The sequence below is a fragment of the Streptomyces sp. AK08-02 genome (assembly GCF_033795085.1).
Lineage (GTDB): Bacteria > Actinomycetota > Actinomycetes > Streptomycetales > Streptomycetaceae > Streptomyces > Streptomyces echiniscabiei.
Genome location: NZ_JARAZV010000001.1, coordinates 296,860 through 310,559 on the forward strand (window position 1 = coordinate 296,860; position 13,700 = coordinate 310,559).

At 71.1% G+C, this 13,700-nt stretch carries 14 protein-coding genes and 1 pseudogene; 7 read left to right on the forward strand and 8 right to left on the reverse strand.

Going from position 1 to position 13,700, the window contains the following annotated elements:
- Positions 1 to 49: 49 nt before the first annotated feature.
- The 5 genes from PV734_RS01295 to PV734_RS01315 all read right to left on the reverse strand — a co-directional run bounded on the left by PV734_RS01295 (position 50) and on the right by PV734_RS01315 (position 4,346).
- Positions 50 to 799 carry a maleylpyruvate isomerase family mycothiol-dependent enzyme gene (locus PV734_RS01295; protein WP_319091614.1) on the reverse strand — a complete coding sequence of 250 codons (750 nt, stop codon included), beginning with the start codon at positions 797 to 799 and terminating at the stop codon, positions 50 to 52.
- Between the two features lie 65 nt (positions 800 to 864).
- A complete protein-coding gene (locus PV734_RS01300; RefSeq protein ID WP_319091615.1) occupies positions 865 to 1,704 on the reverse strand; it encodes an alpha/beta hydrolase in 840 nt (279 codons plus the stop codon).
- A gap of 121 nt (positions 1,705 to 1,825) precedes the next feature.
- Positions 1,826 to 2,152 (reverse strand): hypothetical protein, encoded by a 327-nt coding sequence (locus tag PV734_RS01305; protein WP_319091616.1) that lies wholly within the window; start codon positions 2,150 to 2,152, stop codon positions 1,826 to 1,828.
- The gene (locus PV734_RS01310; protein ID WP_319091617.1) at positions 2,149 to 2,787 is read right to left on the reverse strand and encodes a sigma-70 family RNA polymerase sigma factor; all 639 of its coding nucleotides are present in this window, start codon (positions 2,785 to 2,787) and stop codon (positions 2,149 to 2,151) included. Before PV734_RS01310 ends, PV734_RS01305 begins: the two co-directional genes overlap by 4 nt.
- Positions 2,784 to 4,346: a sodium:solute symporter family transporter gene (locus tag PV734_RS01315; protein ID WP_319288535.1), complete on the reverse strand. Its 1,563-nt coding sequence runs from the start codon at positions 4,344 to 4,346 to the stop codon at positions 2,784 to 2,786. Before PV734_RS01315 ends, PV734_RS01310 begins: the two co-directional genes overlap by 4 nt.
- Before the next feature lie 169 nt (positions 4,347 to 4,515).
- On the opposite strand from PV734_RS01315, the gene PV734_RS01320 reads away from it, so the two are divergent.
- From PV734_RS01320 to PV734_RS01330, 3 genes are all read left to right on the forward strand, one after another.
- The gene (locus PV734_RS01320; RefSeq protein WP_319288536.1) at positions 4,516 to 4,749 is read left to right on the forward strand and encodes a DUF3311 domain-containing protein; all 234 of its coding nucleotides are present in this window, start codon (positions 4,516 to 4,518) and stop codon (positions 4,747 to 4,749) included.
- Between the two features lie 105 nt (positions 4,750 to 4,854).
- Complete coding sequence (locus PV734_RS01325) at positions 4,855 to 7,044, forward strand: carbon starvation CstA family protein (RefSeq protein ID WP_319288537.1); 2,190 nt, start codon at positions 4,855 to 4,857, stop codon at positions 7,042 to 7,044.
- Positions 7,041 to 7,241 (forward strand): YbdD/YjiX family protein, encoded by a 201-nt coding sequence (locus tag PV734_RS01330; RefSeq protein ID WP_319288538.1) that lies wholly within the window; start codon positions 7,041 to 7,043, stop codon positions 7,239 to 7,241. The genes PV734_RS01325 and PV734_RS01330 overlap by 4 nt, the downstream gene beginning before the upstream one ends.
- Before the next feature lie 185 nt (positions 7,242 to 7,426).
- On the opposite strand, the pseudogene PV734_RS01335 reads toward PV734_RS01330, so the two are convergent.
- Both PV734_RS01335 and PV734_RS01340 read right to left on the reverse strand, forming a co-directional pair.
- Positions 7,427 to 8,305, reverse strand: a pseudogene (locus PV734_RS01335) (ABC transporter substrate-binding protein); the annotation flags it as partial.
- 37 nt (positions 8,306 to 8,342) lie between these two features.
- The gene (locus PV734_RS01340; protein ID WP_319091622.1) at positions 8,343 to 8,852 is read right to left on the reverse strand and encodes an ATP-binding cassette domain-containing protein; all 510 of its coding nucleotides are present in this window, start codon (positions 8,850 to 8,852) and stop codon (positions 8,343 to 8,345) included.
- A 216-nt stretch (positions 8,853 to 9,068) separates the two neighbouring features.
- Here PV734_RS01340 and PV734_RS01345 point away from each other — a divergent pair, with 216 nt between their 5' ends.
- The 4 genes from PV734_RS01345 (at position 9,069) to PV734_RS01360 (ending at position 12,368) form a co-directional block, all read left to right on the forward strand.
- Positions 9,069 to 9,524: an RpiB/LacA/LacB family sugar-phosphate isomerase gene (locus tag PV734_RS01345; RefSeq protein ID WP_319091623.1), complete on the forward strand. Its 456-nt coding sequence runs from the start codon at positions 9,069 to 9,071 to the stop codon at positions 9,522 to 9,524.
- A 167-nt stretch (positions 9,525 to 9,691) separates the two neighbouring features.
- Positions 9,692 to 10,585, forward strand: a complete 894-nt coding sequence (locus PV734_RS01350) for an SIS domain-containing protein (protein WP_319091624.1) — start codon at positions 9,692 to 9,694, stop codon at positions 10,583 to 10,585.
- 117 nt (positions 10,586 to 10,702) lie between these two features.
- Positions 10,703 to 11,563 (forward strand): class II fructose-bisphosphate aldolase, encoded by an 861-nt coding sequence (locus PV734_RS01355; RefSeq protein WP_319091625.1) that lies wholly within the window; start codon positions 10,703 to 10,705, stop codon positions 11,561 to 11,563.
- A gap of 16 nt (positions 11,564 to 11,579) precedes the next feature.
- Positions 11,580 to 12,368 (forward strand): AraC family transcriptional regulator, encoded by a 789-nt coding sequence (locus PV734_RS01360; protein ID WP_319091626.1) that lies wholly within the window; start codon positions 11,580 to 11,582, stop codon positions 12,366 to 12,368.
- A gap of 108 nt (positions 12,369 to 12,476) precedes the next feature.
- On the opposite strand, the gene PV734_RS01365 is transcribed toward PV734_RS01360, so the two are convergent.
- Positions 12,477 to 13,625 (reverse strand): methyltransferase, encoded by a 1,149-nt coding sequence (locus PV734_RS01365; RefSeq protein WP_319288539.1) that lies wholly within the window; start codon positions 13,623 to 13,625, stop codon positions 12,477 to 12,479.
- Positions 13,626 to 13,700 lie beyond the last annotated feature (75 nt).

Below are 13,700 nucleotides of genomic sequence, written 5' to 3' on the forward strand. Positions count from 1 at the left end.
TAATGTAGATGCAACAAAATGACCGGCGGTGCGGAGACGCGGGCCGGCGTCAGACGGCGGACCTCTCCTGCCACAGGGTGGCGAGCGCGGGATCGCCGGTCACGCCGGTGAACGGCTGCCGGTTCCACAGCGCCAGGTAGAGAGCGGCGGCCGGACCGGTCACCTCGCAGTCGGCCTCCTGCTCCGCCGACACCGCCTGATCCGTGCTTCGTTCGGCCGCCGGCGGCTCCGAGGACAGACGTACGGTCCACACCGCGTCGTCCCTGTCCGTCGCCCGCACCCGCAGTACCCGGGGCCCGTCCGTGCGGACCTGGCTCTTGGCGCGGGCGTGGAAGCCGAGCAGCAGTTCGTCGATGCCGTCCACCGCGAACTCCGGTGCGAGCGGCGTGCGCGCGGCGCCCACGGCGGACTCGGCGTCCACCCGGTGGACGGCGGTCTCATGAGCCTGCCGCCGGGCCCAGAAAGCCAGGGGCGAGGGGGCCGCCATGAAGCTCCAGCACTCGACGTCGGGCGGGGCCGAGGCAAGGGTGTCGACAAGGGTGCGGTGACCCTCCCGGAACCAGGTGAGCAGCGCGACGCCGTCGAGGTCGGGCGGGCTGCCGGGGCGATGGGGCGACATGTTCCGCTCGGCGACGTAGGCGGCGGCCCAGCGGTGCACCCCGCCCGTGTGGAGCAGGAGGTCGCGCACCTGCCAGCCCGGGCAGGTCGGCACCTTGGCGTCGGTGCCCGCCCGCTCGGCGGCGTCGGCCATCAACTGGCCCTGCGCGTCCAGGATTTCCACGAAGCGCACGATTTCCATCAGGCTGTCTCCAGTTGGCAGAGTCGGGAGTCGAGAGGTCTTGGCGGAGTCCGGGCGGTGGTCGCTCACCGCAGGAACGCCTGGGCGGTCGCCACGAACCGGTCCGCGTCGTCGAGCCACGGGAAGTGCCCGGCGCCGGGCTGGACGACGAGCTCGGAGTGCGGGAACAGCCCCGAGAGCTCGGCCATCGCGGGCGGCGGGGAATTGAGGTCGACCTCACCGGCCAGGACGAGGACCGGCGAGGCGAGAGAGATGAGCGCCGTCCGGGTGGCCGCCGGGTCGAAGGCGCCCTCGGCGGCGAAGACGGCCGCGGCCTCGTCGTGGCGCTGCTCGTCCTCGGCCGCCCGGTGGGCACGCGCGGTCTCGTCCCAACGGCCGTACCAGAAGGGGGCGATGGCCAGAGAGGTGTCGGCGTCGGGCCGGCCTGCGACGAGGGCCTCCAGGGCCGCGAACGCCTCCGGGAACCACGGCTCGTCCCGGCGCGCCTGTGCGGTCCGGATCCGGACTTCTCCGCTGACGGTGACGCCGACGGCCAGGACGCTCGGGGTGATCAGCGCGAGGCTGCCGACGCGCTCGGGGTAGCGGGCTGCGTACAGGACGGCCAGGTTCGTACCGGCGGAGTGGCCGAGCAGGTCGAGCCGGTCGAGGCCGAGGTGGTCACGCAGGGCCTCGACGTCCTCCACGAGACGGTCGCAACGGTATGACGCCGGGTCCTCCGGCACCGCGGACCGGCCGGTGCCCCGCAGATCGAGCATGATCAGGCGCCGGTGCGCGGACAGACCTCCGAGGTCCCCGAGGTAGTCGGAGCTCCGCATCGGGCCGCCGGGAAGACAGACCAGCGGCGGCCCCTCCCCGAGTTCCCGACAGGCCAGCTTGGTTCCGTCGTACGCGGAGAAGACAGACATGGCCACGACTGTCGCAGCGCCGGTCCGGCCGGGCAACCGGATTTCGCGCTGCCCGGGACCGCCGAGCGGTCGACCCATGGACGGCGTCCGTGGACGGAGGAGACCTCTCGGGCGGCCAAGGTCAGGGCGAGACGCCCGTAGCGGCGCCGGGAAGGGCCGCGCCCCGGGTGCCCGAGAAGATGACGCCGGGGTCGGACGGGGCGTGGTTGAGCACCCACAGGCCGATCAGTGTGGCGAGGGTGAAGACGACGGTGACCAGCACGGCGAGGACGAGTCGGCGGCGTCTCTCCCGTCGCAACCAGTCGCCGCGTGCCGTGCGGTAGGCGTCGGGGGAGGGGGCGGCGCTCACCGCACCGGCCAGTGTCTCCAGGGCGGCGCGCAACTCCCGTTCCGTGCGGTCCTGTTCCGTGTGGTCCCGGTCGGCCCGGTCCGGGCTGGTGTCGTTCATCGCCGTGTCTCCATCGCCAGGGTCAGAGCGGCGATGCCGCGTGCGGTGTGCGTCTTGACCGATCCGCCGGAGATGCCCATCGCGGCGGCGATCTCGCTCTCCTTGAGGCCCAGCCAGTGGCGCAGGACGAGTGCCTCGCGCTGCCGGGCGGGCAACTGCTGCAGAGCGCCGACCAGTACGCGCTGGTCGTCGTGGAGCAGAGCGGTGCTCTCGGCGGAGGCGACGGCGTCGTCCGGCAGGGGCGGGTTCTCCACATGCCTGCGGGCGACCTGGAGGTGCCGTATGCGCATCCGGGTCAGATTGCACACGGTGGAGCGCAGATACGCCTCCGCCGCCCCGGTCTCCCGCAGCCGCCGCCACTTCCGGTAGAGCTGGTAGTAGGCCTCGGCCACCACGTTCTCCGGGTCGTCGGCGCCGAGCAGGACGGCCAGTCTCAGCATCGAGGCGTAGTGCAGCTCGAACAGACCGGCCAGCGCGGCCTCCCGTTCGGCCTCCGCAGGATCGCCCGCCACGGGGGCGAGCACCTCGCCCCGGACCGCGGGACGCGGAAGGGGCGGCGCGGTGACGGCCGGTTCGGCCAGGGCCGCGACCGCCGGTGGCATCACCGGCAGGTGTGTGTGCTGTCTGCGTCTCACGGGTTGTTCGCTCCCGTCTCGGGGCGTCGCCTGACGGTCAGGCGGGACGGCAGGTCGGTCGCGTCGGCGCCGCGCGGGACGCCGAGCCGGGTCAGGGCCGCGGTGCCGAGCACGGCGACGGCCAGGTTGAGCAGCAGCGCGGCGAGCCCTGCGTAGATCTGCAGAGGCCGGTCGGCGGGACCGAACGGCACGATGGACGAGAAGCCCTCGCGCACCACCATGACCGTTCCGGCCGCCATGCCGGTGGCCCACCCGGCGAGCAGCGCGCGCGGATGCAGCCGGCCGGTGAACAGGCCGATGGCGACGGCCGGGAAGATCTGCAGGATCCAGACACCGCCGAGGAGTTGGAGATTGACGGCGTCCTGATCGCGCAGCCCGAACACGAACGCGACGGCGCCCACCTTCGCGGTCAGCGACACGGCCTTGGCGATGCGTACCTGCCGCTTGGGCGTGGCCGTCGGATGCACGTACTCGACGTACACGTTGCGTACGAAGCTGGTGGCGGCGGCGATCGACATCACGGCGGCCGGGACCAGCGCGCCCACGGTGATCGCACCGAACACCAGGCCCGCCAGCGGCCCCGGCATCAACCGGTCGACCAGCATCGGCACGGCCGCCTCGGCCCCGCCCTTCGGTGCCCGTACCCCCGCCGCCAGGGCCGCGATGCCGAGGAAGCCGAAGAGCGCCAGTAGCCCTGTCCATGCGGGAAGCGCCACGGCGACCTTGCGGACGGTCCGGGTGCCGTCGGCCGCGAAACCGGCGGTGAGTACGTGCGGGTACATCAGCAGCGCCAGCGCCGAGCCCAGGGCGAGCGTGGCGTAGGCCGGCTGCTGGGCGGGGGAGAGGAGCAGTGGTGAGTGGGCGGCGTCCGTTCCGCCGAGGCGGCGCGCCGCCCCGTCGAAGACCGGCCCGGGCCCGCCGAACCGGTCGAGGACCAGCCAGCAGACGACGCCCAGCGAGACGAACACGGCCACCGCCTTGAGCGCCGAGATGACGGCCGGCGCGCGCAGCCCGTGCCGGTACGTCGCCACCGCGAGCCCTGCGAACAGCGCCACCATCACCAGGTCCCCGGCAGCGCCCCGAGGATAGAGGCCCCCGGCAGTCAACACGGCACGTATGCCGAGGAGTTGAAGCGCCAGATAGGGCATCGTCGCGAGGATTCCGGTCAGGGCGACCACCAGCGCCAGCGGCGGCGAACCGTACCGCCCGCGCACGAAGTCGGCGGCGGTGACGTAGCCGTGCCGCCGGGCCACCGCCCACAGTCGGGTCAGCAGGACGAACGCGAGCGGGCAGACGATCACCGTGTACGGCACCGCGAAGAACGCGGGCGCCCCGTTGCCGTACGCCAGTCCGGGCACGGCGGTGAAGGTGTACGCGGTGAAGATCGTGCCGCCCAGCAGCAGCCAGGTCCACACCGGGCCGAGGCTCCGGTCGGCCAGCGCCCAGCCCTCCAGCGAGGGGAGCCGGTCGCTGGGGCGCAGACGGCGCGCGGTCACGGCGAGCAGCGACGCCCCGCCGATCACGGCGAGGAACGTCGTGGTCATGGCGCTGTCCGCCATGGGTCACCGTCCTTGGTGTGCCTGAACCCCTCGCCGGAGAGTTGCGCGGGCGGCCGGTTCGGAGGACAGGGAACCGACGGGAAATCTTCTGCAGTTTCGGTGTCAACCGTTTCCGGCGGGTGGGCAACTCTTGCACAGACCCTCAGCGAGCGGGAGAGGAGCGCAGGTCATGGCCCGGACCGGACACCCACGGTCACCGCGACGGCTACGGCACATCGCCGTCGCAGTGCTGCTCCTCGCGCCCGCGGCAGGGCTGCTGTGGGTCCCCTGGTACGCCGGTGCGCACCCGGATCTCGCCGGGACACCGTTCTTCTACTGGTACCAGCTCGCCTGGGTACCGGGCAGCTGTCTCTGCCTGCTCGCCGCCTATGCGCTGACCAGGGAAGAAAACCGCGACCCCTGACCCGGTCGGCCACCAGCGACGTCACCTCCGACGTCATCACCGCCGAGCCGCACGCACCCGATGCGCGCTCGGCATCATCCACCACCGTCAAGGTGAGGAGCCGCCATGCCCGCATCAGCCATGCCCGAATCCGCTCTCCCGCCGCCGGAAGGCCCGCCGTCCACCCCCTCGGACCACTCCCGTCCCTCCCGGCCGACACCGCGCTCGATCCTGCTCTGGGCCGCCGTCGCCCTGGTCGGCGCGGTGGGCTGGGGCGTCCTCGCGCTGGCCCGGGGCGAGGAGATCTCCGCGGTCTGGCTGGTGATGGCCGCCCTCGGCTCGTACGCCATCGCCTACCGCTTCTACTCCCGGTTCGTCGTCCGCCGCGTCCTGAAACCGGACGACAGCCGGGCCACCCCCGCCGAACGCCTCGATGACGGCGTCGACTTCCAGCCGACCGACCGCCGGGTGCTCCTCGGCCACCACTTCGCCGCGATCGCCGGTGCCGGGCCACTGGTGGGGCCCGTACTCGCGGCCCAGATGGGATACCTGCCCGGCACCCTGTGGATCGTCGCCGGCGTGATCTTCGCCGGGGCGGTGCAGGACATGGTGGTGCTGTTCCTGTCCATGCGGCGGGACGGTAAGTCGCTCGGGCAGATGGCCCGGGACGAGATCGGCAGGGCAGGCGGCGCGGCAGCCCTGATCGCGGTCTTCGCCATCATGATCATCCTGCTGGGTGTGCTGGCCCTCGTCGTGGTCAACGCTCTCGCCCACTCCCCGTGGGGCACCTTCTCCGTCGCCATGACCATCCCCATCGCCCTGTTCATGGGCTTCTGGATGCATGTCATCCGGCCCGGCCGGGTCGTCGAGACCAGTCTCATCGGGGTCGCCCTGCTGCTGCTCGCGATCGTCGGCGGCAGCTGGGTCCAGAACTCCTCGCTCGCCGACACCTTCACCCTCAGCCCGACCACACTGGTCTTCTGCCTGGTGGGATACGGCTTCGTCGCTTCCGTCCTCCCCGTGTGGATGCTCCTCGCGCCGCGCGACTACCTCTCCACCTTCATGAAGATCGGGACCATCGCGCTGCTGGCGGTCGGCGTCGTCGTGGCCGCGCCGGTCATGCGGGCGGACGCGGTGAGCGACTTCGCTTCCTCGGGCACGGGACCGGTCTTCGCCGGATCGCTCTTCCCGTTCCTCTTCATCACCATCGCCTGCGGCGCCCTGTCGGGCTTCCACGCACTGGTCGCCTCCGGAACCACTCCGAAGCTGATCCAGAAGGAGTCCCAGGTCCGGCTGATCGGCTACGGCGCCATGCTGATGGAGTCGTTCGTCGCGATCATGGCGCTGATCGCCGCGGCCACTCTCGAACCCGGCCTCTACTACGCGATGAACGCCCCGGCCGGCCTGCTCGGCACCACCGCCGAGTCCGCCTCCCACGCGGTGGCGGGCCTCGGCTTCACCATCACCCCGGACCAGTTGACACAGGCGGCGAAGGCCGTCGAGGAACAGACCCTGATCGCCCGTTCCGGCGGGGCGCCGACCCTCGCGGTCGGCATGTCGGAGATCTTCTCCGGGATCTTCGGCGGGGCGGCCCTGAAGGCCTTCTGGTACCACTTCGCGATCATGTTCGAGGCGCTGTTCATCCTGACGACCGTCGACGCCGGCACCCGGGTCGGACGCTTCATGCTCCAGGACATGCTCGGCAACGTCTGGAAGCCCATCGGCCGGGTCAACTGGAAGCCCGGCATCTGGCTGTGCAGCGGACTCGTCGTGGCCGCCTGGGGCTACTTCCTCTACACCGGCGCCACCGACCCGCTCGGCGGAATCAACCAGCTCTTCCCGCTGTTCGGCATCGCCAACCAGCTGCTGGCCGCCGTCGCCCTCACCGTCTGCACGACGGTACTGATCAAGTCCGGTCGGATGCGCTGGGCCTGGGTCACCGGCGTCCCGCTCGCCTGGGTGGTCGCGATCACCTTCACCGCCGGCTGGCAGAAGATCTTCTCCGACGACCCCCGGGTCGGCTTCTTCGCCCAGCGCGCCAAGTACGCGGACGGCATCGACACCGGTCAGGTACTGGCGCCCGCCAAGACCCTCGACGACATGCACACCGTGGTCACCAACTCCACGGTCGACGGCGTCCTGATCGCCCTGTTCCTGCTGCTGGTCGCGGTGGTCATCGCCAACGCGGCCGTCGTGTGCGTACGGGCCGTCCGCTCGCCCGTCCCGCTCCCGACGACCGAGACGCCATACGTCGCATCCCGTATCGACCTGCGGAAGGACGCCCCCTCCGAGCCGCTGGTGGGAGCTCGCTCATGAGTGCCCGGCGCCGGGCCCGGGACGTGTTCCGGCACCTGCGCTGGTATCTGCGCGAGCTGACCGGAGAGGCCGAGTACGACCGCTACTGCGAGCGTCACCTCGGCCGCCACCCCCAGGCCCCCGTGCCGACCCGGCGCGAGTACGAGGTACTGCGCACCCTGCACCGGGAGACCCACCCCCAGAGTCGCTGCTGCTGAAATCCGACACCTGCCCCCCGGCTCGTCGAAGCCAGGGGGCAGGCGGGGTTCAGTCGCGGGTCGGCGGTGTGTAGAAGTCGCCGACGGACGTCCAGACGCCGTTCTTCACCTCGACCCTCTGCGTCCTGACCGGGCTCGTACTTCGCCATGGCCGTGCGGAACTCCTTCACCGCGGGATCCGGGTCCGAGGGTGCCTTGACCAGCTGGACCGCCTTGACGCCTTCGGCGGCGTCCTTGGCCAGGGCGATCGTCGACTCGGCCGCCACCGGCGCGTAGGCGTAGGTGGGCAGGGAGAGCCCCTGGAGCTTGGCCTCCTTCATGAAGGCCGCCGCCTCGGGGGAGGTGAGGATCAGGATCACCGCCTGGGTCTTCGCGGCCTTGACCTTGCTGATCACCGGTGTGTAGTCGGTGGTCTGGTACTTGACGGCCAGCCGGTCGACCTCGACCGAGGGGTCCACCTTCTTCGCGACGGGCTCGACCTGCTCGGCCGCGTTCACGAACGCGGCGGGGTCACTGTGCACGACGAGGATCTTCTTCGCGCCGTCCTGCACCGCCCACGCGGCGACCGCGGCGGCCTGGTCCTCGTAGAGGGTCTGCGTACCGAACAGGCCCGCGCGGGGCGGGTCGTACCAGGACGCGCTGCCACCCACCTCGTTGAGGACCGGGACCTTGGACCGGGTGAGGACGAACGGGAAGGCGGCCTCGGCCTGGGAGGTGCCGTTCGCGTTGACGATGGCCACGACCTTGTCCTGGCCGACGAGTTCACGTGCGATCTGCACGGTCTGCTGCGGGTCGGCCGCGTTGTCCTTGACGGTCCACCGGATCTTGCGTCCGTTCACACCGCCCTGGGCGTTGACCATCTTGAAGTACGCGTCGGCGCCCGCCTTCTCGGGCACGCCGTACGAGGCGGTGGCACCGGTGAGGGGGAGCCACGCCCCTATGTGGATCTCCGACGGGTTGCCTCCGCCGGCTCCCGCGGAGTCCTGGTCGGCGCACGCATCGGCGGTCAGCGCCACCACGGCCAGGACGGCTGCGGTTCCTGCGGCGCGACGGAATCTACTCATTGTCCGGAACACGTTCCACCTCGTTCACAACGGGATTTCACACAACTGGGGAGGTCCGGGCGTCGTCCGCCGCGGTAGGGACGGCTGTTTCCAGTCCGCCGCGGAAGTACGCCGCTTCCGCCAGGGCCGCGAACCCGGGGTCGCCCGGCCGCCCGTGGGCCGCGACGGAGCCCTCGTGCAGCACGGCCACCTCGTGGCAGACGGACATGGCGCGGCTGAGGAGTTGTTCGAGCAGTACGACGGTCAGGCCGTCGTGGGCCAGTCGCACCAGTCGGTCGTAGACCTCGTCGACCAGCGCCGGTGCGAGCCCGAGCGCCGGCTCGTCGACGATCAGGACGTCGGGCCGGACTATGAGCGCGCGGGCGATGGCGAGCATCTGCTGCTCGCCGCCGGACAGTCCGGCGGCGGAGACGTGCATCCGGTCGCGCAGTCGCGGCGGCAGCCACCCGACCGTCTCCTCCAGCCGCTCGCGCAGGGGTGCGCCGGTGATTCCCGCCGCGTACGCCGCCACTTCGAAGTTCTCGCGCAGGGTGCTGCGCGGCGGCATCCTGCTTCGAGCAGGCGGACCTGGTCGACGCCTTCGCGTCCGCCGCCGGCCGACGCCACGCCCCACAGGACTCGGTGTCGGGCGAGGGCTGACTGGAGGTCGGCCGCCACACGCGATGGGAGGGCCGCTGTTCCCCGGAGAGCTGAGACTGTCCGCCGCGCAGGGTCGCCCCGCGATGTGACGTGGGTCTTTTCCCCGGCTGGGTAGTCTCAGGCCATGCGGATCTCCGTTTCCTCGGACATGGACGAACCCGTGGCCCGCGCCCTCCTCAAGCACTTGCGCGACCTCGGCCACGAGGTGGTGACCCACGGAGCCCTGAGCCCCGGCGACGACCCGCAGTGGGCCGTCTGTTCGGAGGCGGCGGCCCGCGAGGTCGCCGCAGGTACCGCCGACCAGGCCGTCGTGTGCTGCTGGACCGGCACGGGCGCGTCGATCGCCGCGAACAAGGTGCCCGGTGTCCGCGCCGCCCTGTGCACGGACGCCTACACGGCGGACGGCGCCCGCCGCTGGAACGACGCCAACGTGCTCGCGCTCAGCCTGCGCCTCACCTCGGAACCGCTGCTCAAGGAGATCCTCGACGCCTGGTTCGCCGCCGAGGCGAGCACGGACACCGACGACCGGGCGAACGTGGCCCGGGTCGAGCGCCTCGACAACGGCCGAAACCCCCTGTGAATCAAGTCGCTTGAAGGGGAGTAGCCCTCGGGTGCCCCCTTCTCGTAGTTCGCTGCCCTGCGCCGAACTCCCTCCTTCGCTCACGTGGTGCTTGATTCTGCTCGAAAATCGACTGTATCTTGCAGGAACGAGCAGTCCATAGGTTCTCTCGGGGAAGGGCGCACGATATGACCCATGTAGAGGACGAGCTGAGAAGCCAGCCCGAGTGCTGGACCCGCGCCGCCGCTGAGGCGGCCGAGCATGTCGGCGTGCTGCCGGTGGCGGGGGAGCGGGTCGCGGTCGTCGGCTGCGGCACCTCCTACTTCATGGCGCAGGCCGTCGCGGCCCTGCGAGAAGAGGCGGGCCAGGGCGAGACGGACGCCTTCGCCGCCTCCGAGTTCCCCTACGGCCGCCGATACGACCAAGTCGTCGCCCTCACCAGGTCCGGCACCACCACCGAGGTTCTCGAACTGCTCCGGCGTGTGCAGAGCGCCGCGTCCATGGGCACGCGGACGACCGCCATCACCGCCGATCCCCGAACTCCCGTGCGGGAAGTCGCAGATGACCTCGTCGTTCTCGGCTACGCGGACGAACAGTCCGTCGTGCAGACGCGGTTCGCCACCACCGCTCTCACGCTTCTCCGCGCCCACCTCGGACTCCACGACGAGGCCGTGGTCGACGACTGCCGCACGGCGCTGGCGACTCCGCTGCCCGAAGGACTCGTCGAGTGCACACAGTTCACCTTCCTCGGCCGAGGGTGGACGGTGGGGCTCGCCAACGAGGCCGGACTGAAGATGCGCGAGGCGTCCCTGTCCTGGACCGAGGCGTACCCCGCGATGGAGTACCGGCACGGTCCCATCAGCGTCACCACCCGGTCCACGGCGACCTGGATGTTCGGGGAGGCACCGGAAGGCCTGGCCGAACAGGTGCGGGCCACAGGGGCGTTGTGGGTACCCGGCGCTCTCGATCCGCTCGCCGAACTCGTGCGTGCCCAGCGCCTCGCGGTCGCGGTGGCGGCGGCGCGGGGCCTCGACCCGGACCGCCCGCGCCACCTCACCCGCTCGGTGATCCTCACCCCGTGACACCTCTCGGCAGCCGCCCACCGCGCACTCGTTGACCCAAGCCCGACCGAAGTCCGACCGAAGTCCGACCGAAGTCCGATCGAAATCCGATCGAAGTCGACCGAAGGGGAATTGGCCGTGCCGATCGTCACCACCGGGGAGCTCATCACCCGGGCCGCCGCCGCGCGAACGGCGGTCGCCGCGTTCAACATCATCACCCTGGAGCACGTCGAGGCCGTCATCGCCGGTGCCGAGAAAGCGGGTTCACCCGTCGTCCTCCAAGTCAGTGAGAACGCGGTCAGGTTCCGCTACGGGCGGCTCCTCCCGCTGGCCCGTGCCGCCGTGTCGGCCGCCGAACGCGCCGCCGTACCGGTCGCGTTGCACCTCGATCATGTGCAGAGCGACGGCTTGCTGCGCCAGGCGACCGGAGCCGGATTCAGTTCGGTGATGTACGACGCGGCACGGCTCCCCTACGCGGAGAACCTCGCCGCGACCCGGGCTGCCGCCGACTGGGCACATAACCAAGGGATCTGGATCGAGGCAGAGTTGGGTCAGGTGGGCGGCAAGGACGGTCGGCCACCGCTGGACGCGCACGAACCCGGGGCCCGGACCGACCCCGCCGAGGCGCGGGCCTTCGTCGCCGAGTCCGGAGTGGACGCCCTGGCGGTGGCCGTCGGCAGCTCGCACGCCATGACCACCCGGACGGCAGCCCTCGACCAGGACCTACTGAAGCGGTTGTCCGCAGCTCTGGACGTCCCGCTCGTCCTGCACGGCTCGTCCGGTGTGCCGGACGGCCAGCTCATGGCCGCTGTCGCGGCAGGGATCACCAAGGTCAACATCGGCACGGCCCTGAACATCGCCATGACCGGCGCCATCAGGGAGTTCCTCGCCGCCCACCCCGAGGCGGTCGACTCGCGCACGTATCTGAGCGTGGGACGTGAGGCGATGGCGCGGGAGGTGACCCGGATCATCGACGTGCTGAGCCGACCGTCACCGTGACTGGTAGTTTCTCACCATGCGCGAAACGGAGCTGCACCTCGGCGAACCTCCCCACGTGGCGAACGCGGGCGTCGGTGTGCACGGCGTCGCGAGCCGCACCGACGTCTTCCGGCTGCCGGAACTGTGGCAACTGCACCTCTACCAGTACGAGGCCGAGCTCACCGTCGACGGAACAGTGCACGTGATCCGCCCCGGCCGCGTCAGCCTCGTACCGCCCGGCAGTACGGTCCGCTTCCGCTACCAGGGCCGCTCCGAACACCTCTACGCACATCTGCGCGTCCCGCCCGTCGGTCCGTCACGCACCGTGCCCGTCGTGCAGGACGCCGGCCCGGAACTCCCCACCCTCACCGGCCTGTTGCTTGCGGCGATCGCCGCCGTGCCACGGGCGCCCGAGCACACGAGAGCCGAGATCTGGACCGCGCTGTGGCGCATCGCGCACCTCACCCCGGACACCGAACGTCCGGGCCCGGGACCGCACCCGGCGGTCGGCGCCGCCATCGCGTACATCGAGGGACGGCTGGCCGCCCCGCTCACCGTGCCCGCCGTCGCCCAGGCGGCGGGAGTCTCGCACAATCACCTGACCAGGCTGTTCAGGGCCGCGACCGGCGACACGGTGGTCGGCTACATCCGCCGCCGCAGACTCGACCGCGCCCGCCACCTGCTGCGCGCCTCGACGCTGTCCATCCCCGCCGTGGCCGCGTCGGTGGGCATCCCGGACCTGCAGGCGTTCAACAAGGCCTGCCGACGCGAACTCGGCGCGTCACCCCGCGCGTTGCGCGGAGAGGTGACCACTGCCACGCAGTGAAGTGGTCTGAATTCACCGCAACCGCAACCTCAACCAACGGCACTGCCGCCCCACTACGCCACGACACCCCCGCCTAACTACTCCGCTACATCCGCTACATCCGCTACATCACTGCTTCACGGCCTTCAGGACGACGAACTTGGCGTCGCTCGCGACGAGTTGGCTGTTGCCGAACAGCTTCCGGAGCTTGAGGTGATAGCCGAGATGACGGTTGCCGATCACATACAGCTCACCGCCCGGCCGCAACGCCCGCCGCGCGCCCGTGAACATCCGCCAGGCCGTGGCGTCCGTCGTCGCCTGGTGGGTGTGGAACGGCGGATTGGTGAGCACGACGTCGACACTCCCGTCCTCGATCCCGGCCAGTCCGTCGCCGACCCGGAACTCGGCACGCCCGTCCGGCAGGCCGTTGGCCCGGTACGTCGCCTCCGCCGAGGCCACCGCCTGGAACGACTCGTCGACGAACAGCAGCTCGGCCTCCGCGGCGGCCAGCGCCACCGCCGTGCCGACGACACCGTTTCCGCAGCCCAGGTCCACCACCCGGGCGCTGCCCGACGGCTCCGGCAGATGCCGGAGGAAGAACCGGGTACCGATGTCGAGACGCTCGGCGCAGAAGACGCCCGCGTGATTGACCACAGGATGTCCCGACGCCGGGCCGATGCCGTCGGGCAGCTCGTAGCGGTACGGCCAGGGGCTGGCACCCCGGTCCGTGGACGGAGCGACGGTGGAGTGGATGAGGCGGGCCTTCTTCTCCGCGAGGGAGGTCCGGGTCGGTCCGATGGTCCGCTCGAACAGCTTCAGCGTCGAGGTGTGGATCTCCTTGACCATGCCGGTGCCGACGACGACCGTGCCCTCGTGCAGGGCCGGCGCCAGCCGCATCAACTGGTCCTCAAGGAGCGCGAGGCTCTTCGGTACCCGCACGAGCAGTACGTCCACGCGCTCGGGCGGCGGGTCCTGGGTCGTGAGCAGCCGCACCGAATCCTCGTCCGCGCCCGCCCGCCGCAGATTCGCCCGGGTCGCCTCCTGGGCCAGGAACGAGTCGGTGATCTGCGTCGGCCGGTGCGGGGCGAGCGCCGTGGTGAGCGCACCCCAGCGGTCGCCGACGATCACGACCGTGCCGGACAGCTCGGTCCCGGACTCCGCGAGGTGCCCGAGGAGGTACTCGTCGGAGGCGTCCCAGGCGCGCAGCCGCTCACGCGGGTCGGCGGGGAAGCGGGTCAGTGCCAGCTCGGACCAGGGAGTCGCCATACGGTCGTTCATCGTGGCCCCAGGCTAGCCGAGCCGCAGCTCACGCCCCGTCGGCCCCCGTCGGCCCTCCTCGGGCAGGATGGACAC